Origin of the sequence: Domibacillus epiphyticus (assembly GCF_001975785.1) — a bacterium.
Lineage (GTDB): Bacteria > Bacillota > Bacilli > Bacillales > Domibacillaceae > Domibacillus > Domibacillus epiphyticus.
In genome coordinates, this window is sequence record NZ_MSFI01000009.1 from 178,748 (window position 1) to 202,285 (window position 23,538).

The following is a 23,538-nucleotide window of genomic DNA, read 5'->3' on the forward strand; positions in this document are numbered from 1 at the left end:
ATTTGTTGGATTTTCTTTTATTTGGTATGATGAACTCGTATTCTCCCTATTCCCTAAATAGAAAGGTGATCCTCTTTGACCAACATTATTCTTGCTTCATCGTCGCCCCGCAGAAAAGAATTGCTATCACAAGTTAATATTTCCTACACTGTCCACCCTGCAGATGCAGATGAGACCATACCAAAGGGAACAGCCCCTGCTGATGCTGTTGAACAGCTGGCTCTCCGTAAAGCGGAAGCCGTTTTTGCACTTTATCCGGATGCGGCAGTAATCGGTGCAGATACAGTCGTAGTCAAGGACGGACAAATTCTCGGTAAGCCTGCTGGCAAAGCGGAGGCTGCAGAAATGATTTCTTCACTTTCCGGAACTGGCCATTCTGTATACACGGGGGTGGCGATTATTACACGGAATGAAAAAGTTATTTTTCATGAAAAAACGAATGTTGAATTTTGGGAATTGACGGAGGAAGAAATAGCTTCTTACATCGAGACGGGCGAACCATTTGATAAAGCGGGCGGCTACGGCATTCAATCAGCCGGTGCGCTCTTTGTAAAAGCGATCCGCGGTGATTATTTTACGGTCGTCGGTCTTCCGCTATCCTCTCTTTATCGCCATTTAAAACATCTCGGTATTATAACTGGCAGCTTTTCTTCCTCTAAAAATGAGGGGGAATGGATTAATGGCAAATGATCAATTATTACCTGCCCAGCCACTGATGATTCGAGACGTACCGCCCCATGACCGCCCGCGTGAGCGTATGATTGGTTCAGGACCTCAAAGTCTTTCTAACCATGAACTTCTAGCTATTTTACTCCGGACAGGAACGAAACAGGAATCGGTCCTGCAGTTATCCAACCGTATTTTACATGAATTTGAAGGGCTTCGTTTATTAAAAGATGCATCGCTTGAAGAAATTACGGCTATAAAAGGTATCGGCATTGCAAAAGCGGTTCAGATTATGGCCGCACTTGAACTTGGCAGGCGCCTCGGCCGTCTGAAATATGAAGAACGATTTATGATTCGTTCGCCGGAGGATGCAGCAAATTATATGATGGAGGAAATGAGGTTTCTAAGCCAGGAACATTTTGTCTGTTTATATTTGAACACAAAGAATCAGGTGATGCACAAACAGACACTTTTTATCGGCAGCCTGAACGCCAGCATCGTGCATCCGCGTGAAGTGTTTAAAGAAGCGTTTAGACGATCTGCTGCATCGATTGTATGTTTGCATAACCATCCTTCAGGCGATCCATCACCGAGCCGAGAAGACATAGATGTGACAAAACGGCTTGTCGAATGCGGGAAAATTCTTGGGATTGACGTGCTTGACCACCTTATCATCGGAGAGAAGAAATTTGTCAGTTTGAAAGAAAAAGGTTATTTATAACGCTATGATTTTTTTTTTCGTTCCGCTATAATAATAGTTATGGTTTTTGAGCAGATTTTCGTACAATTTTAACAACCATCAACAATGAATTCATCAAGATAAAAAGGATCCAATTAGGAAAGGGAGATACACAACATGTTTGGAATTGGCAGCCGTGATTTAGGCATTGACCTTGGAACAGCAAATACACTTGTTTATGCGAAAGGCAAAGGGGTTATTGTTCGAGAACCTTCCGTTGTCGCATTACAGACAGATACGAAACAAATTGTCGCAGTCGGAAACGATGCGAGAAATATGATCGGAAGAACGCCAGGCAATATTATTGCAACCCGTCCGATGAAAGATGGCGTTATTGCAGACTATGAAACGACTGCGACAATGATAAAATATTATATTAAGCAGGCAACAAAAGGCTCATCCGGTTTTCTTTCAAGTAAGCCGTATGTGATGGTATGCGTACCATCAGGCATTACTGCAGTGGAACGACGTGCAGTTATTGATGCGACACGTCAGGCCGGTGCACGGGATGCTTATCCGATTGAAGAACCATTTGCAGCAGCGATTGGAGCGAATCTTCCGGTTTGGGAACCGACAGGAAGCATGGTTGTTGATATTGGCGGTGGTACAACAGAAGTTGCGATTATTTCACTTGGCGGAATCGTCACAAGTGAATCACTCCGCATTGCCGGTGATGAAATGGACGACGCGATCATTGCATACATTCGAAAGCAGTATAACTTGCTAATTGGCGACCGTACAGCAGAAACGATAAAAATGGAAATTGGTTCAGCTGGGGAGTCTAGTGATATCCCGAACATGGAAATTCGTGGACGCGACTTGTTGACAGGTCTTCCGAAAACAATAGAAATTACAGCGCAGGAAATTGCTGATGCATTGAGAGACACAGTTTATGCCATTGTCGATACAGTGAAAGGAACGTTGGAGAAAACACCTCCGGAACTGGCGGCGGATATTATGGACCGCGGTATTGTTTTAACTGGTGGAGGTGCTCTTCTCCGCAATCTCGACAAAGTAATCAGCAAAGAGACAAATATGCCGGTTATTATTGCCGAAAATCCGCTTGACTGTGTGGCCGTCGGTACTGGTCTTGCGCTTGATCATATTCATCTATTTAAAAACAAATAAATTAATTTTCTTTAAGAGGCCGGTTCTCCGCGCCGGTTTTGCCGGTGCGAATTGAACCTGCCTTAACGTTTTGAATGCTTATTAAACTGAGGTGGAATTCATGCCGCAATTTTTCACGAACAAGCGTTTAATTATTTTGCTCGGCAGCATCATTATCCTTGTGGCATTGATTGGTTTTTCCCTTCGCGATCGCGCTAATATTACATGGCCGGAGAAATTTGTAAAAGATGTGACCGGCTTTGGACAAAATATCGTATCGAAACCGGCCGGCGCAGTAGAAGAGTTTTTTGATGACGTCCGCCGATTGCGGAATACATATGAAGAAAACGAAAAACTGCGGGTGCATTTGGCTGAACTTGCGCAGCTTGAAAGCGATGTTGCCAGACTGGAAAAAGATAATGCCGAACTTCGGAAAGTGCTTGAAAAAGAAGAAAGTTTATCAGATTATGAGCCGGTGCAGGCCACAGTGATTGCCAGAAATCCCGATCGCTGGTATGAATTAATTACGATTGATCAAGGAGAATCAAACGGGATTGAACCAGATATGGCTGTCATGACAGCTGATGGACTTGTTGGCAAGGTGAAAAGCACATCGAAATTCACCTCTACGGTTCAGCTGTTATCGGCGCATGATGCGCAAAACCGAGTGTCTGCACTTATCCAGGCGGATACTGCCGTTTACGGGCTGATTGAAGGATATGATGAAGAGAAAAAGATGCTGAAAATGACGAAGATCCCTTCTGATTCGAAAGTTAAAAAAGGACAGAGCGTCATCACTTCTGGACTGGGAGGAGTTTTTCCGAAAGGGCTTGTTATCGGGAAAGTGACAGATCTTGTACCGGACGAATTCGGGTTAACACAGACAGCGCTCGTTCAACCAGCGGCCAGTTTCTATGATCTTGAACATGTGATGGTGTCTAAACGCGCTATGACGAAGGTTCTTCCAGAAGAAGAAGACCGACAGCAAGTAGTAATTGAGGAGGAAGGGCCGTGAAAAAAGGACTTCTTCCTCTCTTAATGATTGTACTTTTTTACAGTGACAGCGTCTTTATGACCTTCTTTTCTGAAAATGCTTTTAACGGAGCGTATGTGCCCGTACCACGGTTCTTTTTAATTGGACTTTTATTTATGTCAGTCTTCTTTGACCGTAATACGGCGGTTAAATATGGCTTATTATTCGGTTTTTTGTTTGATATGTTTTACACAGGCTTGCTGGGTGCTTATATGTTTTTCCTGCCGCTGATCGTCTACGTCACGTCAAAATTAACAAAATGGCTGCAAAGCACGCTCTTTATTTTTTTCATAATTGTGCTTTTTGACATTGCGCTGTTAGAAATGATGATTTACGGACTGAATGTGCTTGTTCAGCGAACAGAAGCTTCATTTGAGCAATTTGTCATGATACGGCTCTGGCCGACACTTGCGTTAAATGCACTATGTTATATCCTGTTCGCCATTCCGCTCCGAAATGCTTTTCAAAAATTTAAAATCATATTCGGCTGATCCTTTAAAAAAGGAAATGAGCACCGTCTTGTCGAATAAAGAGACGTACAGAGGTGGGATACTTTCAATGAAAACAGGACAAAACGTAGTCATTAAAGGGACGAAAGACGGTCTGACTCTTCAATTAAATGATAAATGCGCGTATAATGAATTAATAGAAGAATTAACAGAAAAGCTTGATGCAGTAACGAAAGACGGACAGGATACACTTATTACTGTATCCGTGCAGACCGGTAACCGTTACATAACAGAAGAAGAAAAAGAAACGTTGAAAAGTCTAATACGCCAGCGACGCCATCTTGTCGTCGAAGAGATTAAATCGAATGTTTTGACTATAGACGAAGCTGTGCGCTGGAAAGAAGAAAATGAAATTGTTTCATACGCTGGCCGGATTCGTTCCGGTCAAGTGCTGGAAGTTCCGGGTGATCTTTTGTTAATCGGTGATGTAAACCCAGGCGGCAAAGTAATGGCAGGAGGCAGTATTTATGTGGCAGGTGCGTTAAAAGGCGTTGCACATGCCGGCTGTTACGGCAATGATCAGGCGGTCATTACAGCTGCGAAAATGATGCCGTCCCAGCTTCGGATCAGCAGCTATTTAAACAGAGCACCAGACCGTTATGATGAAGAAGAAATAACAGAGTCTGAATGCGCTTTTATTAATGATGAGAATCAAATTGTAATTGATAGACTGCAAGTATTAAAGTATTTGCGGCCTGATATATCGACGTTTAAAGGGGGCTTTTGAAGTGGGTGAAGCAATCGTCATTACTTCCGGAAAAGGTGGTGTCGGTAAAACGACAACAACGGCCAATCTAGGAACAGCGCTTGCGCTGCAGGAAAAGAAAGTGTGCCTCGTAGATACAGATATCGGTCTTCGCAATCTCGATGTTGTGATGGGACTCGAAAACCGGATTATTTACGATCTGGTTGATGTTGTCGAAGGGCGCTGCAAAACACATCAGGCCCTCGTAAAAGACAAGCGCTTTAATGATCTGCTTTATTTGCTGCCGGCAGCTCAGACAACAGATAAGTCAGCCGTTGCGCCGGAGCAAATGAAAAAATTGATTGATGAATTAAAGCAGGATTATGATTACATTTTAATAGATTGTCCGGCCGGTATTGAACAGGGCTATAAAAATGCAGTTGCCGGCGCAGATCGGGCAATTGTTGTGACGACACCGGAGAAGTCATCCGTTCGTGATGCAGACCGGGTGATTGGTCTTCTAGAAAAAGAAGAAGGGATGGCGCCGCCTAAGCTGATTGTGAACCGAATTCGCAATCACATGGTGAAGGAAGGCGATATGCTTGATGTCGATGAAGTTGCGGCTCACTTGTCAATAGAATTGATTGGCATTGTTGCCGATGATGATGAAGTCATTAAATCATCGCATAATGGTGAACCTGTGGCGCACAATCCTAATAACCGTGCATCCATTGCTTATCGTAATATTGCACGCCGTATTTTAGGCGAATCTGTCCCATTGCAGCAGCTGGATCCAGAAAAAGAAACGTTTATTTCGAAATTCAAGAAATTTATCGGTATGGGCCGATAGCAAAAAAGCCGCTTATTGAAGCGGTTTTTTTCGTATTTAGTTTTGCCCCTGCATATAGATAGAAAAAAGCGGGAGGCATATTGGTGAAGGGGAAAATAGCTGCGGCAGCACTTCTATATTTTTTTGTCTATGTAAATCGGGATCAGCCGGCAGTCATTCAGGTATTTACTGGTGATTTTACATTTGCACGAACAGCTTATATTTATGAATATCATCTCGGAACATTTCTGCCTTCAATCCAGAGAAACTATGATGAAGCAACTCCTGCAAACGTGTCACACGGGGTAAAAGCAGAAAGAGAGGGAATGGTTGTACGAATCAATCGGGACGATCATTCGATTATGTTACAGCATAGAGACGGGAATGAAACGGAAATCAAAGGAGTATATGTAGACGATTTTCGGCTATTTGAAAAAATAGAAGCTGGGGCGACAATCGGCCAGCCAGCGGAGGAATACGTGTATATTTGGATACGAAAAGATGGACAGGTTATCTCAAAAAAACGGATGGGAACAGAGGATGTTGATTAGTATTCATCCGCTTACATGGCTGATGGGAGCTGTGGCTGCGGCAGTCGGAATGTTTGCAGAAGCACTTTGTTTATTAACGATTGTTCTCGTTCACGAACTCGGTCATGCTGCTGCTGCAAAAATCTATGGATGGCGTATTGTAAAAGTGGAACTTCTGCCCTTCGGAGGGAAATTGGAAACGAGTGAACACTCCGGCAGGCCTCTCATTGAAGAGTGGGTTGTTGTTCTTTCTGGTCCGTTTATGCATATTCCATTAGCGGCAGCAGCACTTTGTCTTTTCCATGCAGGGATTATTGAACAGGCTGTTTATTCGTTATTTTTCCAGTTGAATGTTTTAATTTTTTTGTTTAATTTACTCCCGGTCCTGCCACTTGATGGAGGGAAAATGATACTCCTTTTTTTATCATTTATCCGTCCTTATTATTATGCCTACCGGCTGGCTATCCACATTTCATTTTTCTGGCTTGTCTGTTTGCTGGGAGCTGCGGTATGTTTTCTTCCATTTTACTTGCAATTACTCCTGACTGTTTCCTATATAACGGTTCAGCTGTTGAGGATGTGGAAAGAAAAAGAGTATATGTTCATTCGGTTTTTGACCTCCCGCTTTTACGAACCAGTGCAGCTTCGAATGTTGTGTCTTCATTTAGATAGACGACAGACCCTTCTCGCAACGGTTCGCAGATTTCGGCGTAACCGGACTCATTTTTTCATTGTAGACGGAGAAGAGGATGTAACAGAAAACCAAATATTAAATAGTTTTTTTCAGGGGAAACAATCAGTGGGTGAAGTCTTTAAAAATGACGATTGACATGTCAGTTTGAAAGTGATAGAATTCATATGTTGTTTGTAGCACCCGTGCTACAACCGCACACAGCAGGTTTAAGCATCTTCGGATCACCTGGTACGTGGCGAGTCTGAGTAAACAGGGAGGTGCAGAAATGTACGCAATTATTGAAACAGGCGGCAAGCAGATCAAGGTTGAAGAAGGTCAAGCAATCTACGTTGAAAAATTGAACGCAGCTGATGGTGACTCTGTCACTTTTGATAAAGTTCTTTTCGTAGGCGGCGACAACGTAAAAGTTGGAAGCCCAGTCGTAGAAGGCGCAACTGTAACGGCAAAGGTTGAAAAGCAAGGACGCGCGAAGAAAATCATCGTTTTCAAATTTAAAGCGAAGAAAAACTACCGCAGAAAGCAAGGACACCGTCAGCCTTACACAAAAGTAATCATTGAAAAAATCAACGCATAAGGCGATGATCCGATGATTTATGTAAACGTCGAAAAAGATCAATCCGGATTTATTTCATCGTTTACAATGGAAGGACATGCTGAATTCGATGAAAAAGGCAAAGACCTCGTCTGTGCTGGTGCATCCTGTGTTTCATTCGGTTCGCTGAATGCAATAATCGCACTTACAGACGTTACTCCTGATATCAATCAGGGGGACGGTGGTCTGCTCACATGCCGCATTCCTGATGGTTTGCCGGCTGATAAGCGGGAACAGGTGCAGCTTCTTCTAGAAGGCATGATCGTTTCATTGCAGACGATTGAACGGGAGTACGGACAGTATATTCAAATAAACTTCCTATAGGAGGTGAAAACACATGTTGAAATTGGATATTCAGTTTTTCGCATCCAAAAAAGGGGTAGGTTCTACAAAGAACGGACGTGACTCTGAGTCGAAGCGTCTTGGCGCTAAACGTGCTGATGGTCAATTCGTAACAGGTGGATCTATCCTTTACCGTCAACGCGGTACAAAAATTCACCCGGGTGAAAACGTAGGCCGTGGTGGAGATGATACATTGTTCGCGAAAGTGGACGGTATTGTTCGTTTCGAGCGCGTTGGACGCGATCGTAAAAAAGTAAGTGTTTATCCTGCTGCTCAATAAGCAGAAGACAAAATGGAGGTGTTCTGAAAGGTAAACTTTCGGAGCGCCTCCTTTTTTATGCACATACAGCTATCTTTCACGTTCAAACTGTAAATTTTTCTGCTATACTAACAGAAAGGAATTCGTTGTTTGGGCCCAGGAGGTGCGTATTATCAGGTGAAAGAAAAAGATTGGACCGTCATAGAAGCACTCCGTCATGCGCGGCATGACTGGATGAACGACATGCAGCTAGTAAAAGGCTTGCTTGCATTAAATAAAATTGATGAGGCTGCCCGTGCAGCAGATCATATTATTGTGAAAGCTGTACAGGAATCGAAACTATGCAATCTTGGCATGCCGGGGATGGCGGAGATGTTTATTACATTTAATTGGGAGAAACACAAATTTTTTCTCGAATTTGAGATAGAGGATGAAATCATCATTGAGAAAGTGGACGACGAAGTAGCAGTCCGTTTTTTTCAAGCATTATTTTCGCTGTTTGACCGGCATATTTCAGATTACAGCGGCCAATATTTATATGCTGGTTTTGGTGAAAAAGATGGCCGCCTGATGGTGCGGATTGAGTGGGATGGCGAGCTTTTCGGCAAATCCTTATTGATCGAACGGATCGAGAAATTGCTTCAGCCTGATTCAGTTAGCGGGAGGGTCATGAAATTGGGCGATCAGGATATACTAATGGAAGTGAATTTTTAGGAGGAAATAAACAATATGTTTGTAGATCAGGTCAAAATATATGTAAAAGGCGGCGACGGCGGAAATGGAATGGTTGCATTCCGTCGTGAAAAGTATGTGCCAAATGGCGGTCCGGCCGGTGGTGATGGCGGCAATGGCGCGAATGTAGTATTTGAAGTGGAAGAAGGTCTGCGCACGCTGATGGACTTCCGTTATCAGCGTCATTTTAAAGCACCCCGTGGGGAGCATGGGATGAGCAAAAATATGCATGGGAAAAACGCGAAAGATATGATCGTCAAAGTGCCCCCTGGTACGGTCGTAACAGATGATGAGACAGGGGAAGTGATTGCTGATTTAGTCGAGCACGGACAGCAGGCGATTATTGCCCGCGGTGGACGCGGCGGACGAGGTAACAGCCGCTTTGCAACACCAGCGAATCCAGCACCGGAAATTTCTGAAAACGGTGAGCCTGGTATTGAGAGAAATATTACACTGGAATTAAAACTCCTTGCCGACGTTGGTCTTGTCGGGTTCCCGAGTGTCGGAAAATCAACATTGTTATCCGTTGTAACAGCAGCGAAACCAAAAATCGCGGCATACCACTTTACAACGCTCGTGCCGAATCTTGGCATGGTAGAAACGGAAGATGGCCGCAGTTTCGTTATGGCTGACTTGCCGGGACTTATAGAAGGAGCACATGAAGGAACGGGACTGGGCCACCAATTTTTGCGTCATATTGAGCGGACGCGTGTCATTGTTCATGTACTGGATATGTCAGGGATGGAAGGGCGGGATCCGTATGAGGATTACGTCACAATCAATAATGAATTGAAAGAATATAATCTTCGTTTGACGGAGCGTCCAGAGATTATTGTTGCAAATAAGATGGACATGCCGGAAGCGGAAAAGAATTTGGAAGAATTTAAGAAGCAAATTGATAAAGATGCGGTGATATTTCCGGTATCTGCCTTAACACAAAGTGGTCTGCGGGATTTGTTGTTTGCAATTGCGGATAAAGTAGCTGAGACACCGGAATTTCCGCTTGACCACGAAGAGGAAGATCTATCTGTAAACCGAGTGATGTACCGTCATGAGAAGCAAGCGGCGGAATTTGTTATTTCACGCGGTCCGGATGGCGCATTCGAGTTGACAGGAAGCAAAATTGAAAAGTTGTTTAAAATGACAGACTTTACGAGAGAAGCGTCAATTCGACGGTTTGCTCGTCAGCTCCGTTCGATGGGTGTCGATGAGGCGCTTCGCGAACGCGGAGCAGAGAATGGAGATGTAGTACGTCTTCTAGATTATGAGTTTGAGTTTGTTGAATAACGGCTAATGGCGGTTTGGAAAATGGGGGATGGACGTGGGAAAGAAAGAGCAGAATGAAAAATTTTATCTCGTTCGCGAAGATGTTCTTCCGGAAGCGATGAAAAAAACGCTAGATGCGAAAGAATTAATTGAGCGTAAAAAAGCAGATTCAGTATGGGAAGCGGTTCAGAAAGTCGATTTGAGCCGGAGTGCTTTTTATAAATATCGAGACACAGTGTTTCCTTTTCACACGATTGTCAAAGAGCGGATCATTACGCTGTTTTTTCATCTGGAAGACCGGTCCGGAACCCTATCTGAATTGCTGGCGGTTGTAGCCGGCTGCGGCGGGAATGTACTGACGATTCATCAGACGATTCCACTGCAGGGACGTGCGAACGTAACGCTGTCTTTAAATGTAACAGATATGAAAGTGGGGCTCGATGAACTACTAGCCCGGTTGAAAAAACTTGAATTTGTCGATACGGTGGAAGTGCTCGGATCGGGTGCTTGACCTGTTTTAAAGAGACTGGAGTGAATGGTTTGAGGAAAATTGCTTTTTTAGGACCTGCAGCGACCTTTACTGATATTGCTGTTTCGGATGCGTTTCCGGAAGATGAACGCATTCCATGTGTAACAATTCCAGAATGTATGGATTTTGTATTGGAAGAAAAAGCGGATCTGGCTGTCGTCCCGATTGAAAATGCGCTTGAAGGCACAGTGAATATGACAATTGATCATCTATTTCACGAAGCCAATTTGACCATTGTCGGTGAACTAACGGCGCCGATTCAGCAGCATTTACTCGTGCATCCCGATCACGCAGAGCACTGGAAAGACGCCGTACGTATACTTTCGCATCCTCATGCGATTGCACAGTGCCATAAATTTCTAAGTAGCGAATTTTATGGTGTTCCATCCCAGCAAATGACGTCAACAGCTGCTGCAGCAAAATATGTGAGTGAACATCCAGAGCAGTGTATAGCAGCCATTGCGAATTCCTTATCGGCAAAAGAATATGGTCTTGTCACGGTCCAGGCGGATATCCATGATTTTAATTTTAATCATACACGTTTTCTTGTTTTATCGAAAACACATGAAGAATTAACGTTTCCTTTGCCAAAAACGGGTGGAAAAACGACGATTGTTGTAACATTGCCGACAGATCGCCCGGGTACACTTCACCAAGTACTGGCGACGTTTGCCTGGAGAAATTTAAACCTTGGAAAAATCGAATCAAGACCGCTGAAAACCGGGCTTGGCAACTATTTTTTCATCATTGATGTCGCACAGCGCATCGATGACGTTCTTGTTCCAGGCGCATTCGCTGAAATGGAAGCACTTGGATGCACCGTGCAGGTACTCGGCAGTTATTACGGTTATGAAGTGGGACAAGCTAAAAATAAAGTATAAAAAAGACTGCCTGACCGAGGCAGCCGAAACGCTTCAAATCCTGTCTATTATAGGCAGGATTTTTTTGAACACAAATCCTGATTTGATCGCTACTCTAGCAAAAAGCCAGCATCCTGCAAAGCTTGCTCTGCTTCATCCAATGCGGATTCATCTTTTGCCGAAATTGTGTGCAAATGGACACCGCCCGTTAATTCGGATAAATATGCTGCGTTTGTTTCCTGAATACGGTCTAAAAAACGATGAACTTCTTTCCGATTCGAAACCATAATGGAGGCCGTCAAATCCCCATAAACAGAATGTTCAATTTTTACGTCTTTTACTAGGATACCAAGATCCACAAGGAGAAGCAGTTCTTTTTCGGCCATCTCTGGCGGATGTATACAAGCAACAACTCGTTCAAACCCTTCTCTATCGTGCTTCGGCAAATACACATATCCCTGGCTCGTCGCCATGACCGGGATACCGCGGGCTTTCAGTAACGTCATATCCCCAACGATCACTTGCCGGCTTACACGTGCTTTTTCAGCAAGCTCGCTTCCGGTTAGTGGCTTTTTTTCATTTTGAAGCCACTTTAAAAGAAGTTCACGCCGCTCCTCGCCAGACAGTTTCTTTTTATCTGTCATGCTTAATCCCTCCACAATTTATCATAACATATCTGCTTGATTGGAAACATGCGAGTGCGCTGTCAGTTGAAACTTTTCCCGGGAAATACTGAGAATGACTCCATTTTATAAGGAAATCGTTACACTTTGTACGTGTATGCCTATTTGTCTAGCTTGCTTGTTGCATGAATTGAATTTTTTTCGGAACAAGGGTGAAGTGGGCGCATACAATATGTTGAATGCTCATTAAGGAGGGAAATGATGAAAATCCATATTGTGCAGCGAGGCGACACACTCCAGTCGATTTCTGAAAAGCACAGAGTTTCGGTTGAAGAAGTGAAAAAGTTAAATGCTCACCTCGCCAATCCAGAAATGATTGTGCCTGGCATGAAAATTAAATTGCCTGATTCTGCTGGACACAAGATCAGTGACCATCCGTATGCAGATAAAAAACCGGTGCCTTACCCACCAAACATGGAAATGGAGATGGAAGAAATGGGAGAAATGAAAGAGAAAGAGATGAAAGAGATGAAAGAAAGACCGATGCCAGTACCTCCAATGCAGCCACCTCCAATACAGTTACCGCCAATGCAAGAACAAGAAGCGATGCCGGAACAGTGGATGACCCAGCCAGTACCAGCCCCTACTCCAGTTGAACATGAGATGATGATGATGCCAATTCATCAAATTCCTTGCTTTTTTTATCCAATTCCTTGTCCGGTGCCCTATCCAATGCATCACATGATGCCTTATATGCCTGAAGTGGAAGCTGAGAGAGAAGAAGAGGCAGAAGAAATGAAAGAACATGCATGGCCCCACATGAAGCCGCAATGCCCATGCTGTCATAAATAAGCAAGAAGACGTGCTGAAAAGGCACGTCTTTTTTGGCATTAAATCAGTCTTGATTTTATTAAATATAAACCTCCATTGGGGGGAGTATGATTGTTTGTGATTGATTTTGAAATATGGTGATTGAAAATGATTGTTTTTAAATGAAAGCGGTTGTATAATAGGGGTATAAAAAAAGAATAGGAGGGATGAAAGCAGTGTTGACGGAAGAACGCCACGTGATAATCCTGAATCTTTTAAAAGAAAAAGAAGTGGTTAAAATTCATGAACTGACGGAAGTAACTGGTGCATCAGAATCTACGATCCGCCGTGATTTGACCGATTTAGAAAACGCTGAACTTTTAAGGCGTGTTCACGGCGGAGCAGCAAAAGTATCACGTAAACGAACAGAACCGACAATGGATGAAAAAACAAACTTATTTTCAGAAGAAAAACGTGCAGCTGGACGTCTTGCTGCCTCCCTCATTGAAGACAATGATTGCCTATTTATTGATGCAGGTACAACAACATTATCGATGATTCCATTTATTCAAGCGAAAAATATAGTCGCTGTAACGAATGGATTTGATCATTTACGATTGCTCGCTGAATATGGATTTGAAGCATACTGCACTGGGGGCAGGCTGAAAGAGTCAACGAAAGCGATGACCGGTACAGGGGCGGTTCATGGATTGCAGCAGTACTGGTTTGACAAAGCTTTTCTCGGTGTAAACGGTATTCATCTTACGGCCGGCTATACGACACCGGATCCTGAAGAAGCAGCTGTCAAAAAAGAAGCCTTTAAACGTGCTCAGCAGTCATTTTTCGTGGCCGATGCATCTAAATTTCAGGAAAGCACGTTTGCTCATATAACGGAATTGGATAAAGCAATAATAGTGACAGGCAAAATAACTGATAATTTAAGACGGATGTTCGAAGAGAAAACGGACATCAAGGAGGCATTAACATGATATATACTTGTACGTTAAATCCAGCTGTCGACTATGTCATACGGGTTGAGAATTTTCAAGCAGGCGGTTTAAACCGTTCGGATAATGCAGACCTTTATGCAGGTGGAAAAGGCATCAATGTTTCGCGTTTGTTGAAGCGCCTGGGGAGCAATACGTGCGCGATCGGATTTGCTGGAGGATTTACTGGTGAATTTATAAAAAGTGAACTGGATCGGGAAGGTGTTTTCCACCGATTTACATCCGTTAATGGGACAACACGTATTAACGTGAAATTAAAATCAGGTACAGAAACAGAAATTAATGGTCCTGCCCCGGTTATTTCAGAAGAAGATGCCAATCGTCTTGTGCAAGTAACGGCTGAATTAACAGAACGTGACTGGCTTCATATTGGTGGTAGTGTCCCTTCCTCTTTGCCGGCGGATTATGCCGGCACGCTCATTGAAACTGCACGAAAAAAAAGGGCACGCGTCGTTGTGGATACGAGCGGCGCTGCTTTGAAGGCACTGCTGCCTTATCGTCCTTTTTTTATTAAACCTAATCATCATGAGTTAAGTGAACTCTTTCATACAGAGGTCAATACGAAAGAGGAAGCAGCGGGGATTGCCAAAAAATTAGTTGATGGCGGTACGGAAAATGTCATCGTATCTATGGGCGGCGAAGGAGCGGTTTTTGTTAACCGGGATTCCGTTTACTTTGCTTCACCGCCAAAAGGAACGGTCAAAAACACAGTTGGAGCCGGTGATTCTATGGTTGCTGCATTTATGGCGAAAATTGATTCCGGACTCGCTCCTCATGAGGCTTTTCACTGGGCGGTTGCAGCAGGAAGTGCAACGGCCTTTTCAGATGATTTATGTACGAAGGAAGAAGTGGAAGATGTATATAGCCGCGTGAAAGTAGTAAAAGTAGAACAGGAGGATACACAATGAAAATCACCGATTTGCTCAAAAAAGATACGATTATCATGAGTCTCAAATCTTCAGATAAAGCCTCTGTTATAGATGAACTTGCAGCGAAATTGGATCAAGCAGGACGTTTGAATGACCTTGCTGCTTTTAAAGAAGCCATTTTAGCGCGCGAAGCACAAAGTACTACTGGTGTTGGAGAAGGGATCGCGATTCCACATGCGAAGACAGACGCCGTAAAGACACCGGCCGTCGCATTTGGCCGTTCCATCAATGGGATTGACTATGAGTCACTTGATGGCCAGCCAGCGAATCTGTTCTTTATGATCGCGGCTCCAGATGGCGCAAACGAAGCGCACCTTGAAACATTATCAAGCCTTTCTTCTTTCTTAATGGACCCTGCATTCCGGGAAGTATTGATGAATGCACAATCAGAAAATGACATCGTTCAAGCTTTTGAATCACGTGAAGGCGCACCGGTCGAGGAAGATACATCAAAACCTGAAAATACTGTAGGACCGACTGTTCTGGCGGTAACGGCGTGCCCGACAGGTATTGCCCATACGTACATGGCCGCAGATGCGCTTAAAGCAAAAGCCAAAGAAAAAGGGCTTAACTTTAAAGTTGAAACAAACGGGTCAAGTGGCGTGAAAAATGCATTGACAGAAGAAGACATTGCCAACGCAACCGCGATTATCGTTGCGGCGGACAAGCAAGTGGATATGGACCGCTTTAAAGGAAAGCATGTAATTCAAGTGCCTGTTGCACAAGGTATTCGCAATCCGGATGGACTTCTTGAGCGCGCGGTGAATCAAGATGCACCAGTGTTTGAAGGTGGAGGAAATGCTGCCTCGTCATCTGATGCGTCAGGAGGAAGTACAGCGGGGAGCGCTTTCTATAAACACTTAATGAGCGGTGTATCAGCAATGCTTCCATTCGTTGTCGGCGGCGGTATTTTGATCGCTCTTTCCTTCGCCTTTGGTATTGATGCGGTAAAACCAGATGATCCGTCCTATAATGCATTTGCCAAAGCATTAATGGATATTGGCGGCGGAACAGCATTTGGGCTAATGGTGCCAATTTTAGCCGGTTTCATTGCAATGAGTATTGCGGATCGTCCCGGGCTTGCTCCCGGTATGATTGGCGGAATGCTGGCGGCAACAGGGGGTTCAGGTTTCCTTGGCGGATTAATTGCCGGTTTCCTCGCAGGATATATTGTTGTCGGGTTGAAGAAATTATTTAGCGGTCTTCCACAGTCACTTGATGGCATTAAGCCGGTATTGATCTATCCAGTCTTAGGCATATTCCTTACCGGGGTGACGATGATTTATGTGATTAATGGGCCAGTTGGCAGTTTGAATGAATGGCTTGGAACAGTTCTTGGCAATATGGGTACAGGCAACCTTGTTCTTCTTGGTTTAGTTCTTGGCGGTATGATGGCAGTTGACATGGGTGGACCTGTTAATAAAGCAGCGTTTACATTTGGAATTGCGATGATTGAAGCCGGGAACTATGCACCGCATGCGGCTATTATGGCAGGTGGGATGGTACCGCCGCTTGGAATCGCTTTAGCAACTGTGTTCTTTAAATCAAGATTTACACAGCAAGAACGGGATGCAGGAAAAACCAACTTTATTATGGGCGCGTCCTTCATTACGGAAGGAGCAATTCCTTTCGCGGCGAAGGACCCGGCGCGTGTCATTCCGGCTGCAATTGCCGGTTCAGCGGTTGCGGGTGCGCTTGCAATGGCATTTGGAATCGGGCTTCGGGCACCACATGGCGGAGTTTTTGTTATCCCGCTCGTGGAAGGCAACCCTCTTCTTTATCTTTTAGCAGTTCTTGCCGGTGCTGCTGTTACAGCTGTACTGCTTGGCGTCCTGAAAAAACCACTTAAGTAATGACAGCGAGGCGGTTCGACATTAGTTGAACCGTCTTTTTTTATGGAAAAACATTATTGAAAAAGATAGTATTAAAGGAAAAGAGAAACGGGGAGACGTCATGGGAAACTTAACGAATAAGCGAATAGCGATTGCTGGTTCCAGAAAAATGGGAGAAATGTGCACAATGGTTCAAAAAAAGGGTGGTATTCCGCTTGAGCGCCCGTTGCAGGAGACAGTGAAATGTTCACCGGACGAAATGAAATCAGCAATTGAAACAGTTGTTCGACAAGGTGTGGATTGGAGTATTTTTACGACTGGCATAGGCACAACTGTGTTATTTGAAGCAGCGGAATCACTGGGACTTATCAAGGAATTTAAACAGGTAATTGGTCAGTCACGGATCGCCAGCCGTGGTTATAAAACAGTGCAGGCTTTGAAAAAGTACGGTTTTGAGCCGGAGGTAGTGGACGGAGACGGTACGAACGCCGGATTAATGTCCGCACTTAAAGATCAGGACATAAACGACAAAAATATTTTCCTGCAGCTGCACGGGGAGCATGTGCCGGCGCTTGAAAACTGGCTGGAAGAAAAAGGGGTATCCATATCTTACGTCCTGCCTTATAAAACGACCGTTCCACAGCCCTATGTCGTGTCACAACTTGTAGACGAAGTGATTGCCGGTAATGTTAAAGGGGTGCTTTTTACCGCATCACCACAAGTGCGCGTATTGTTTCAGGAGGCTTCGGTCCGTGATTTAACTGCTGATCTCGCTAACGCATTTAATGAAAAAGTAGTTGCCGGTTCAGTTGGAAAAGTGACAACCGGAACATTGAATGAACATGGTGTTATCCGAGTTGTGTCACCGGAACACGAGCGAATGGGCGCGCTTGTTGTAGCAGTTGATGAATATTTTAAAGCTACCTAACGATTAGGGAACAAGCGTTTCGTTCTCGGGGCACTTATGGTATGATACAATGAACGAATCGTGTTAAAGGAGCGGACAATTTGTACGAATACGTAAAAGGGATTATTACTTTCATTGGACCGGAATATATCGTGGTCGAAAATAATGGAATCGGGTACCGGCTGTTAACGCCAAACCCCTTTGCATTTTCAAAATATGAACAAACAAATGTGACAATCTATGTGTATCATCATGTAAGGGAAGATGCACAGCTTTTATTTGGCTTTATGACGTTGGAAGAAAAGCGGCTGTTTGAAAAATTAATCAGTGTATCTGGTATCGGTCCGAAAGGCGCTCTTGCTGTGCTTGCTTCAGGCGAGCCATCTCATGTTGTCGGTGCGATTGACCGTGAAGATGAAGCATACTTAATCAAGTTCCCGGGCATCGGCAAAAAAACTGCCCGTCAAATGATTTTGGACTTAAAAGGAAAGCTGGATGAAGTTTCACCAGAGCCACTTTCCGGATTATTTCAAACAGAGAACGAACCGGCCGCCCCATCTGGAAATGCTGCTCTTGAAGAAGCTCTTTTGGCACTTGAAGCGCTCGGTTATTCAGCACGGGAAATTAAACGTATAAACGGACGCCTTGAAAAGGAAGAGAAGATGTCAACAGATGAATACATTCGAAAAGGTCTGCAGCTGCTGCTCGGATAAAAGGAGGGAGCTTGTTTGGGAGATAATCGTGTGATCTCAGTCGGTGCAGGAGAAGATGAACGGTTTGAAGAACAGTCGCTCCGGCCGAAGACACTGAATCAATATATTGGACAAGATCAAGTGAAGCAAAACCTGTCAATTTTTATTGAAGCGGCTTTAAAAAGGGAAGAAACGCTTGATCATGTGTTGTTATATGGACCGCCTGGACTTGGAAAAACGACAATGGCAGCTGTTATTGCGAATGAAATGGGAGCGGGATTCCGGACGACATCGGGACCGGCCATTGAAAGGCCAGGGGATCTCGCTGCGGTTTTAACAGCGCTGGCACCCGGGGATGTGCTATTTATTGATGAAATCCACCGTTTGCCTCGTTCAATTGAAGAAGTATTATACCCGGCGATGGAGGACTTTTGTCTTGATATTGTTATTGGGAAAGGACCCGAAGCACGGTCTGTCCGACTCGATTTGCCCCCATTTACGTTAATTGGAGCAACGACGCGCGCGGGTTCTTTGTCAGCGCCTCTTCGGGACAGGTTTGGTGTTCACTCTCGGCTTGAATATTACTCTACGGAGCAGCTGACTGAAGTGGTTTTACGAACGGCTGACATTTTTGGCACAAAAATAGATGCGCGAGGAGCGGAAGAACTGGCACGCAGGTCACGGGGGACACCCCGTATTGCGAACCGTTTGTTAAAACGTGTACGTGACTATGCAGAAGTGCGCGGCAATGGAGACATTACGATTGACAAAGCAAATGAAGCCCTGGAACTTTTACAAGTTGATCGGCTTGGACTTGATCATATTGACCATAAGCTGTTAACGACAATTCTTGGCCGTTTTAAGGGCGGTCCGGTTGGTCTTGAGACACTTGCTGCAAGTATTGGGGAAGAATCGACAACAATTGAAGATGTGTATGAACCATACTTATTGCAAATTGGCTTTCTTCAGCGGACCCCTCGCGGAAGGATCGCGCTGCCTGCTGCATATGAACATTTTCATCTGGAGGTGCCAACTTCATGACAGGAATGGGTAAACTATTAATGATTATTGGGGCAGTACTCCTTGTTCTTGGCTTTTTCATGCAGTTTACAAAACTAGGCCGTCTGCCCGGAGATATTGTCATAAAAAAAGAAAATGCGACTTTTTATTTTCCAATTGTAACGTCAATCGTTGCAAGTATTGTGCTGTCGCTTATTTTTTATGTAATTGGAAAATGGAAATAAATAGAGGTGTGAAGATGAAAGTAGAAGATTTTGATTTTGACTTGCCGGAAGAACTCATAGCACAAACTCCATTAAAAGAACGTGCAGAAAGCCGCATGATGATTCTTGATAAAGAAACTGGCGACATTCGCCACGAGGTGTTTAAACATATCGTCAACTATTTGCAGCAAGGTGACTTGCTTGTGTTAAATAACACGAAAGTGCTGCCGGCCCGTCTTTATGGTGTGAAAGAAGATACGGGTGCCAATATTGAAGTGCTCCTTTTAAAGCAGGGAAAAGAAGATGAATGGGAAACGCTTGTGAAACCGGCGAAGCGTATTAAAGAAGGAAGCATTATTTCATTTGGCGATGGCAAGCTGAGAGCCGTATGTACAGCTGAAAAGGAACACGGCGGCCGTATGCTTCGCTTTGAATATGAAGGCATTTTTTACGAAGTGCTTGATGAGCTTGGTGAAATGCCGCTGCCTCCATATATTAAAGAACAGCTCGAAGAAAAAGACCGTTATCAAACGGTGTATGCAAAAGAACGGGGTTCCGCCGCTGCACCGACAGCAGGTCTTCATTTTACAGAGCAGCTGCTTATGGAGCTCAAAGAACGCGGAGTCCGTGTTGAATTTATTACACTTCATGTTGGTCTTGGAACCTTCCGTCCTGTTTCTGTTGATTCGGTAGAAGACCATGATATGCATGCTGAATACTACACCATTTCAGAACGAACAGCAGAGGCAATTCGTGAAACGAAAGATAATGGAGGCCGCGTCATTGCCGTCGGGACAACATCGGTCCGTACGCTTGAAACGGCTGCACGGGATCATGGTGCAGTAAAAGCATCGAGCGGATGGACGGATATTTTTATTTATCCGGGTTTTAAATTCGGTGCAATTGACGGGATGATTACGAATTTTCATCTGCCAAAATCAACACTTATTATGTTAATCAGTGCACTTGCGGGGCAGAAAGAAGTTCTCGAGGCATATTCCGAAGCTGTGAAAGAGAAATACCGTTTTTTTAGTTTTGGAGATGCGATGCTAATTATTGATTTGAAAGGCGGTCTTGACAATGTCAGCCATTAAATATGAATTAATTAAAACGTGTAAGCAGACAGGTGCGCGGCTTGGTCGAGTCCATACGCCTCACGGCAGTTTTGAAACTCCTGTTTTTATGCCCGTCGGAACACTTGCAACGGTAAAAACAATGTCACCGGAAGATATTAAGCAAATGGGCGCGAATATTTTGCTCAGCAATACGTACCATTTGTGGCTCCGTCCGGGTCATGATATTGTGCAGGAAGCAGGCGGCCTCCATAAATTCATGAACTGGGATGGCGCTATTTTAACCGATTCAGGCGGTTTTCAGGTGTTTTCATTAAGTGAATTTAGAAAAATTGAAGAAGAAGGTGTTCATTTCCGCAATCATCTTAATGGCGATAAGTTATTTTTGTCGCCTGAAAAAGCAATGGAAATACAGAATGCACTTGGTTCAGATATTATGATGGCTTTTGATGAATGTCCTCCGTATCCGGCTGAATATGAATATATGAAAAAATCCGTTGAACGGACATCGCGCTGGGCCGAACGTTGTCTTGCTGCACATAAAAGACCAGAAGATCAGGGATTGTTCGGCATAGTACAGGGCGGCGAGTATGAGGAATTGCGCCGTCAAAGTGCAAAAGACCTTGTGTCACTTGATTTTCCTGGATATGCAATCGGTGGTCTTTCCGTTGGTGAGCCGAAAGATGTGATGAACCGTGTGCTTGATTTTACAACACCGCATTTGCCTGCAGATAAGCCGCGTTATTTAATGGGCGTAGGTTCCCCTGATTCTCTTATCGATGGTGCTATGCGCGGAGTTGACATGTTTGACTGCGTATTGCCGACGCGCATAGCAAGAAACGGAACATTAATGACTAGTGAAGGACGCCTTGTCGTCAAAAATGCAAAATATGCGCGTGATTTTGGTCCGCTTGATGAAAACTGTGATTGCTATACATGCAAAAATTATTCCCGTGCATATATTCGTCATTTGCTTCATTGTAATGAAACGTTTGGAATTAGACTTACGACTTATCATAATCTTCATTTTCTGATAAAATTAATGGAAAACGTACGTCAAGCGATCCGAGAGGACCGGCTTGGTGATTTCCGCGAGGAGTTCTTTGAGCAATACGGGTTCAACCGTCCGGATGCAAAAAACTTTTGACGTTGTTGTTTTTAGAAAGGAGTGAAAATCGAATATGAATCAATTAGCGCAGTTTTTACCATTAATCGTCATGTTTGCGTTGTTTTATTTCCTGCTGATCCGTCCGCAGCGAAAGCGCCAGCGTCAAGTAATGGAAATGCAAAACAATCTGCAAAAAGGTGATAAAATTGTCACGATTGGCGGGCTTCACGGAATGATCGAATCATCCGATGAAACGACTGTCACGATCGTTGTAGGCGACGGCACACGTTTAACATTTGACCGTTCTGCTGTACGCGACGTTGCTGATAAAGGCAATTAATCAATAGGAGCTTCCAGAGCCAATGTCTCTGGAGGCTCTTTCTTTTTATGAACGCCAAAACAGCAGTGTCGATATATCATTTTTCTTAAAAATTCCAAGGGCAATTGCTCCGAACATATAGACAATAAAACAAAACACGATACCGCTTAACAGGTATGGAACGGGTGCTGCAGCTAAAAACGGCATAGCTGATTTAACTGCGAAATACGTAAAGACAAGCAGCAGCGCCATTTTTACATAAAGACCGTATTGCAGTTTCATCGGCACTGCTTTTAACATAGAAGCAGTATGAAGAAGCGTGACGAGCACGATGCTCACAGCTATGCCGATTGCCGCCCCTGTAATGCCAAATTGGGGAAGACGGGCAAATAAATAAATGACGCACAGCTTTACAGCTGCACCGAAAAAACTGTTCATCATGGCAGCTCTTGATAAATTCAGTGCCTGCAAAACAGCCTGCAGCGGTCCCTGGCAGTAGTATAAAAGAAAAAATGGCGCCATGAATTGAATTAAACCGGCCCCTTTTTCAGTATGATACATCACGGCCATAAGCTGCTCTGAAAATAGAAACAGTACAATCACCGCCAAACCGCCTGATGAAAAACAAAAACGAAGAGACTCATTGATGCGCCATGCAATCGCACTATATTGCTTTTTACTATATGATTCACTAATATCAGGCACAAGGGAAGAAGATAGAGCAAGCGTTAAAAAGGACGGCAAAAACATAAGCGGGAGCGCATAACCGGTTAACACACCATACTCTTTCATTGCGGCTCCAGCGGTTATTCCGGCGATTGCTAAACTCTTAACAACAACAATCGGTTCTAAAAACCAGGCGCCAGATCCAATGAGCCGGCTTCCGACAGCCGGCAGTGCTGTTTCAGCGAGCTCGGTTGTCAGCTGACGGTTCGTTCTTTTGCCAGGCCACTTACGAATTTTCCGCCATTCAAATCGAAATGACAAAAGTAAATACATAAGGGAAGCAAGCTCGCCAGCAGAGGCAGCGGCCATCGCGCCAGCTGCCGCATATTCGATTCCATACGGAAGGAGCATACGGCCTGACACAATAATAAGACCAATTCTAACAATTTGTTCAATTAACTGTGATAGCGCTGCTGGCTTCATATTCATCTTTCCATGTAAATATCCCCGCAAAATTGATGAGATCGCAATAATTGGAACGGATGGGGCAATTGCATATAGTGGATAAACGGCACGTCTGTCCTGAAAAAGCGTTTCTGCCAAGTAGGGAGCAATCACGATTAAAAGTGGAGTAAACACAGCAGCGAGTGTCAGTGTGAAAAAAAGCGAACTGATGAAAATGTGTTTCCGCTGCTGATCGTTTTCCGCTGCGGCTATACTGCGCGTTACCGCAACCGGCAATCCAAACTGTACGGCAGTTACCGTTAAAATAAATGCCGGAAACACGGCCATGTATAGTCCGACACCTTCTTCGCCAATTAAACGTGCGATGATCATTCTGTTAACGAAACCGAGTATTTTGACAAGAAAAATGGCTCCTGCCAGCCACATCGTTCCTTTTATAAATGAGGACAATGCGTCACCGCCTTTTCCAGAAAAGTAATTGTGAAGAAAATATTGTATAATGAGATATATGT

Annotated in this window: 29 protein-coding genes and 1 other annotated feature; of the genes, 27 read left to right on the plus strand and 2 right to left on the minus strand. The window is 44.2% G+C overall.

The genetic code is table 11. The features are described 5' to 3' along the window. Window positions 1–75: 75 nt before the first annotated feature. The 16 genes from BTO28_RS06250 (at window position 76) to pheA (ending at window position 11,393) form a co-directional block, all read left to right on the plus strand. A complete protein-coding gene (locus BTO28_RS06250) occupies window positions 76–690 on the plus strand; it encodes a Maf family protein (RefSeq protein ID WP_076764676.1) in 615 nt (204 codons plus the stop codon). Then, a complete protein-coding gene (gene radC / locus BTO28_RS06255) occupies window positions 680–1,387 on the plus strand; it encodes a RadC family protein (RefSeq protein ID WP_076764677.1) in 708 nt (235 codons plus the stop codon). The genes BTO28_RS06250 and radC overlap by 11 nt, the downstream gene beginning before the upstream one ends. A 135-nt stretch (window positions 1,388–1,522) precedes the next feature. Further along, the gene (locus tag BTO28_RS06260; RefSeq protein ID WP_076764678.1) at window positions 1,523–2,533 is read left to right on the plus strand and encodes a rod shape-determining protein; all 1,011 of its coding nucleotides are present in this window, start codon (window positions 1,523–1,525) and stop codon (window positions 2,531–2,533) included. 100 nt (window positions 2,534–2,633) lie between these two features. Further along, window positions 2,634–3,527: a rod shape-determining protein MreC gene (gene mreC, locus BTO28_RS06265; protein WP_076764679.1), complete on the plus strand. Its 894-nt coding sequence runs from the start codon at window positions 2,634–2,636 to the stop codon at window positions 3,525–3,527. Beyond that, window positions 3,524–4,036: a rod shape-determining protein MreD gene (mreD, locus tag BTO28_RS06270; RefSeq protein WP_076764680.1), complete on the plus strand. Its 513-nt coding sequence runs from the start codon at window positions 3,524–3,526 to the stop codon at window positions 4,034–4,036. Before mreC ends, mreD begins: the two co-directional genes overlap by 4 nt. Before the next feature lie 67 nt (window positions 4,037–4,103). Next, entirely contained in the window at window positions 4,104–4,781 is a 678-nt protein-coding gene (gene minC / locus BTO28_RS06275) for a septum site-determining protein MinC (RefSeq protein WP_076764681.1), read from the plus strand. A 1-nt stretch (window position 4,782) separates the two neighbouring features. After that, window positions 4,783–5,589 carry a septum site-determining protein MinD gene (gene minD, locus BTO28_RS06280; RefSeq protein ID WP_076764682.1) on the plus strand — a complete coding sequence of 269 codons (807 nt, stop codon included), beginning with the start codon at window positions 4,783–4,785 and terminating at the stop codon, window positions 5,587–5,589. Between the two features lie 83 nt (window positions 5,590–5,672). Further along, window positions 5,673–6,119, plus strand: a complete 447-nt coding sequence (locus tag BTO28_RS06285) for a hypothetical protein (protein WP_076764683.1) — start codon at window positions 5,673–5,675, stop codon at window positions 6,117–6,119. Then, window positions 6,109–6,927 (plus strand): site-2 protease family protein, encoded by an 819-nt coding sequence (locus BTO28_RS06290; RefSeq protein ID WP_076764684.1) that lies wholly within the window; start codon window positions 6,109–6,111, stop codon window positions 6,925–6,927. The genes BTO28_RS06285 and BTO28_RS06290 overlap by 11 nt, the downstream gene beginning before the upstream one ends. Window positions 6,928–6,971: 44 nt before the next feature. Beyond that, window positions 6,972–7,045: a sequence feature (ribosomal protein L21 leader region), on the plus strand. Between the two features lie 12 nt (window positions 7,046–7,057). Continuing rightward, window positions 7,058–7,366 (plus strand): 50S ribosomal protein L21, encoded by a 309-nt coding sequence (gene rplU / locus BTO28_RS06295; RefSeq protein WP_076764685.1) that lies wholly within the window; start codon window positions 7,058–7,060, stop codon window positions 7,364–7,366. A gap of 12 nt (window positions 7,367–7,378) precedes the next feature. Then, window positions 7,379–7,708 (plus strand): ribosomal-processing cysteine protease Prp, encoded by a 330-nt coding sequence (locus BTO28_RS06300; RefSeq protein ID WP_076764686.1) that lies wholly within the window; start codon window positions 7,379–7,381, stop codon window positions 7,706–7,708. A gap of 13 nt (window positions 7,709–7,721) precedes the next feature. Further along, complete coding sequence (gene rpmA, locus BTO28_RS06305; protein ID WP_076764687.1) at window positions 7,722–8,006, plus strand: 50S ribosomal protein L27; 285 nt, start codon at window positions 7,722–7,724, stop codon at window positions 8,004–8,006. A 156-nt stretch (window positions 8,007–8,162) separates the two neighbouring features. After that, entirely contained in the window at window positions 8,163–8,699 is a 537-nt protein-coding gene (locus tag BTO28_RS06310; protein WP_144289453.1) for a Spo0B domain-containing protein, read from the plus strand. 15 nt (window positions 8,700–8,714) lie between these two features. Beyond that, on the plus strand, window positions 8,715–10,004 hold the full coding sequence (gene obgE, locus BTO28_RS06315) for a GTPase ObgE (protein WP_076764689.1): 1,290 nt from the start codon (window positions 8,715–8,717) through the stop codon (window positions 10,002–10,004). Window positions 10,005–10,032: 28 nt separating this feature from the next. Beyond that, window positions 10,033–10,494, plus strand: coding sequence for an ACT domain-containing protein (locus BTO28_RS06320; protein ID WP_076764690.1), 462 nt, complete (start codon window positions 10,033–10,035; stop codon window positions 10,492–10,494). Between the two features lie 29 nt (window positions 10,495–10,523). Continuing rightward, window positions 10,524–11,393: a prephenate dehydratase gene (gene pheA / locus BTO28_RS06325; protein ID WP_076764691.1), complete on the plus strand. Its 870-nt coding sequence runs from the start codon at window positions 10,524–10,526 to the stop codon at window positions 11,391–11,393. An 89-nt stretch (window positions 11,394–11,482) separates the two neighbouring features. Here the strand turns inward: pheA and BTO28_RS06330 are convergent, their stop codons facing one another. Then, window positions 11,483–12,016: a transcription repressor NadR gene (locus tag BTO28_RS06330; protein ID WP_076764692.1), complete on the minus strand. Its 534-nt coding sequence runs from the start codon at window positions 12,014–12,016 to the stop codon at window positions 11,483–11,485. Window positions 12,017–12,256: 240 nt separating this feature from the next. Between BTO28_RS06330 and BTO28_RS06335 the strand changes: the two genes are divergently transcribed. The 11 genes from BTO28_RS06335 (at window position 12,257) to yajC (ending at window position 21,916) form a co-directional block, all read left to right on the plus strand. Continuing rightward, window positions 12,257–12,847: a LysM peptidoglycan-binding domain-containing protein gene (locus tag BTO28_RS06335; protein ID WP_076764693.1), complete on the plus strand. Its 591-nt coding sequence runs from the start codon at window positions 12,257–12,259 to the stop codon at window positions 12,845–12,847. A gap of 194 nt (window positions 12,848–13,041) precedes the next feature. Continuing rightward, window positions 13,042–13,794 (plus strand): DeoR/GlpR family DNA-binding transcription regulator, encoded by a 753-nt coding sequence (locus BTO28_RS06340; protein WP_076764880.1) that lies wholly within the window; start codon window positions 13,042–13,044, stop codon window positions 13,792–13,794. Further along, entirely contained in the window at window positions 13,791–14,720 is a 930-nt protein-coding gene (gene pfkB, locus BTO28_RS06345; RefSeq protein ID WP_076764694.1) for a 1-phosphofructokinase, read from the plus strand. Before BTO28_RS06340 ends, pfkB begins: the two co-directional genes overlap by 4 nt. Further along, a complete protein-coding gene (locus tag BTO28_RS06350; protein WP_076764695.1) occupies window positions 14,717–16,594 on the plus strand; it encodes a PTS fructose transporter subunit IIABC in 1,878 nt (625 codons plus the stop codon). Before pfkB ends, BTO28_RS06350 begins: the two co-directional genes overlap by 4 nt. Before the next feature lie 100 nt (window positions 16,595–16,694). Continuing rightward, on the plus strand, window positions 16,695–17,501 hold the full coding sequence (locus BTO28_RS06355; RefSeq protein ID WP_076764881.1) for a uroporphyrinogen-III synthase: 807 nt from the start codon (window positions 16,695–16,697) through the stop codon (window positions 17,499–17,501). 80 nt (window positions 17,502–17,581) lie between these two features. After that, on the plus strand, window positions 17,582–18,193 hold the full coding sequence (gene ruvA / locus BTO28_RS06360) for a Holliday junction branch migration protein RuvA (protein ID WP_076764696.1): 612 nt from the start codon (window positions 17,582–17,584) through the stop codon (window positions 18,191–18,193). Between the two features lie 15 nt (window positions 18,194–18,208). Further along, window positions 18,209–19,213 carry a Holliday junction branch migration DNA helicase RuvB gene (gene ruvB / locus BTO28_RS06365; protein ID WP_076764697.1) on the plus strand — a complete coding sequence of 335 codons (1,005 nt, stop codon included), beginning with the start codon at window positions 18,209–18,211 and terminating at the stop codon, window positions 19,211–19,213. Beyond that, the gene (locus BTO28_RS06370; RefSeq protein WP_076764698.1) at window positions 19,210–19,416 is read left to right on the plus strand and encodes a DUF2905 domain-containing protein; all 207 of its coding nucleotides are present in this window, start codon (window positions 19,210–19,212) and stop codon (window positions 19,414–19,416) included. The genes ruvB and BTO28_RS06370 overlap by 4 nt, the downstream gene beginning before the upstream one ends. 14 nt (window positions 19,417–19,430) lie before the next feature. Beyond that, on the plus strand, window positions 19,431–20,489 hold the full coding sequence (queA, locus tag BTO28_RS06375) for a tRNA preQ1(34) S-adenosylmethionine ribosyltransferase-isomerase QueA (RefSeq protein ID WP_076764699.1): 1,059 nt from the start codon (window positions 19,431–19,433) through the stop codon (window positions 20,487–20,489). Further along, window positions 20,476–21,615, plus strand: coding sequence for a tRNA guanosine(34) transglycosylase Tgt (tgt, locus tag BTO28_RS06380; protein WP_076764700.1), 1,140 nt, complete (start codon window positions 20,476–20,478; stop codon window positions 21,613–21,615). The genes queA and tgt overlap by 14 nt, the downstream gene beginning before the upstream one ends. 34 nt (window positions 21,616–21,649) lie before the next feature. After that, window positions 21,650–21,916 carry a preprotein translocase subunit YajC gene (gene yajC / locus BTO28_RS06385; RefSeq protein WP_076764701.1) on the plus strand — a complete coding sequence of 89 codons (267 nt, stop codon included), beginning with the start codon at window positions 21,650–21,652 and terminating at the stop codon, window positions 21,914–21,916. Between the two features lie 45 nt (window positions 21,917–21,961). Here yajC and spoVB read toward each other — a convergent pair whose 3' ends face one another. Next, on the minus strand, window positions 21,962–23,476 hold the full coding sequence (gene spoVB, locus BTO28_RS06390) for a stage V sporulation protein B (RefSeq protein ID WP_076764702.1): 1,515 nt from the start codon (window positions 23,474–23,476) through the stop codon (window positions 21,962–21,964). Window positions 23,477–23,538: the final 62 nt, after the last annotated feature.

Coding starts and splice junctions, on each gene's coding strand:
- BTO28_RS06290 (WP_076764684.1), top strand. CDS start 6,109: ATGTTGATTAGTATTCATCCGCTTACATGGCTGATGGGAGCTGTGGCT.
- mreC (WP_076764679.1), top strand. CDS start 2,634: ATGCCGCAATTTTTCACGAACAAGCGTTTAATTATTTTGCTCGGCAGC.
- BTO28_RS06350 (WP_076764695.1), top strand. CDS start 14,717: ATGAAAATCACCGATTTGCTCAAAAAAGATACGATTATCATGAGTCTC.
- BTO28_RS06370 (WP_076764698.1), top strand. CDS start 19,210: ATGACAGGAATGGGTAAACTATTAATGATTATTGGGGCAGTACTCCTT.
- BTO28_RS06320 (WP_076764690.1), top strand. CDS start 10,033: ATGGACGTGGGAAAGAAAGAGCAGAATGAAAAATTTTATCTCGTTCGC.
- BTO28_RS06300 (WP_076764686.1), top strand. CDS start 7,379: ATGATTTATGTAAACGTCGAAAAAGATCAATCCGGATTTATTTCATCG.
- BTO28_RS06355 (WP_076764881.1), top strand. CDS start 16,695: ATGGGAAACTTAACGAATAAGCGAATAGCGATTGCTGGTTCCAGAAAA.
- radC (WP_076764677.1), top strand. CDS start 680: ATGGCAAATGATCAATTATTACCTGCCCAGCCACTGATGATTCGAGAC.
- minC (WP_076764681.1), top strand. CDS start 4,104: ATGAAAACAGGACAAAACGTAGTCATTAAAGGGACGAAAGACGGTCTG.
- pfkB (WP_076764694.1), top strand. CDS start 13,791: ATGATATATACTTGTACGTTAAATCCAGCTGTCGACTATGTCATACGG.
- BTO28_RS06330 (WP_076764692.1), bottom strand. CDS start 12,016: ATGACAGATAAAAAGAAACTGTCTGGCGAGGAGCGGCGTGAACTTCTT.
- rpmA (WP_076764687.1), top strand. CDS start 7,722: ATGTTGAAATTGGATATTCAGTTTTTCGCATCCAAAAAAGGGGTAGGT.
- tgt (WP_076764700.1), top strand. CDS start 20,476: ATGTCAGCCATTAAATATGAATTAATTAAAACGTGTAAGCAGACAGGT.
- yajC (WP_076764701.1), top strand. CDS start 21,650: ATGAATCAATTAGCGCAGTTTTTACCATTAATCGTCATGTTTGCGTTG.
- BTO28_RS06335 (WP_076764693.1), top strand. CDS start 12,257: ATGAAAATCCATATTGTGCAGCGAGGCGACACACTCCAGTCGATTTCT.
- queA (WP_076764699.1), top strand. CDS start 19,431: ATGAAAGTAGAAGATTTTGATTTTGACTTGCCGGAAGAACTCATAGCA.
- rplU (WP_076764685.1), top strand. CDS start 7,058: ATGTACGCAATTATTGAAACAGGCGGCAAGCAGATCAAGGTTGAAGAA.
- obgE (WP_076764689.1), top strand. CDS start 8,715: ATGTTTGTAGATCAGGTCAAAATATATGTAAAAGGCGGCGACGGCGGA.
- BTO28_RS06260 (WP_076764678.1), top strand. CDS start 1,523: ATGTTTGGAATTGGCAGCCGTGATTTAGGCATTGACCTTGGAACAGCA.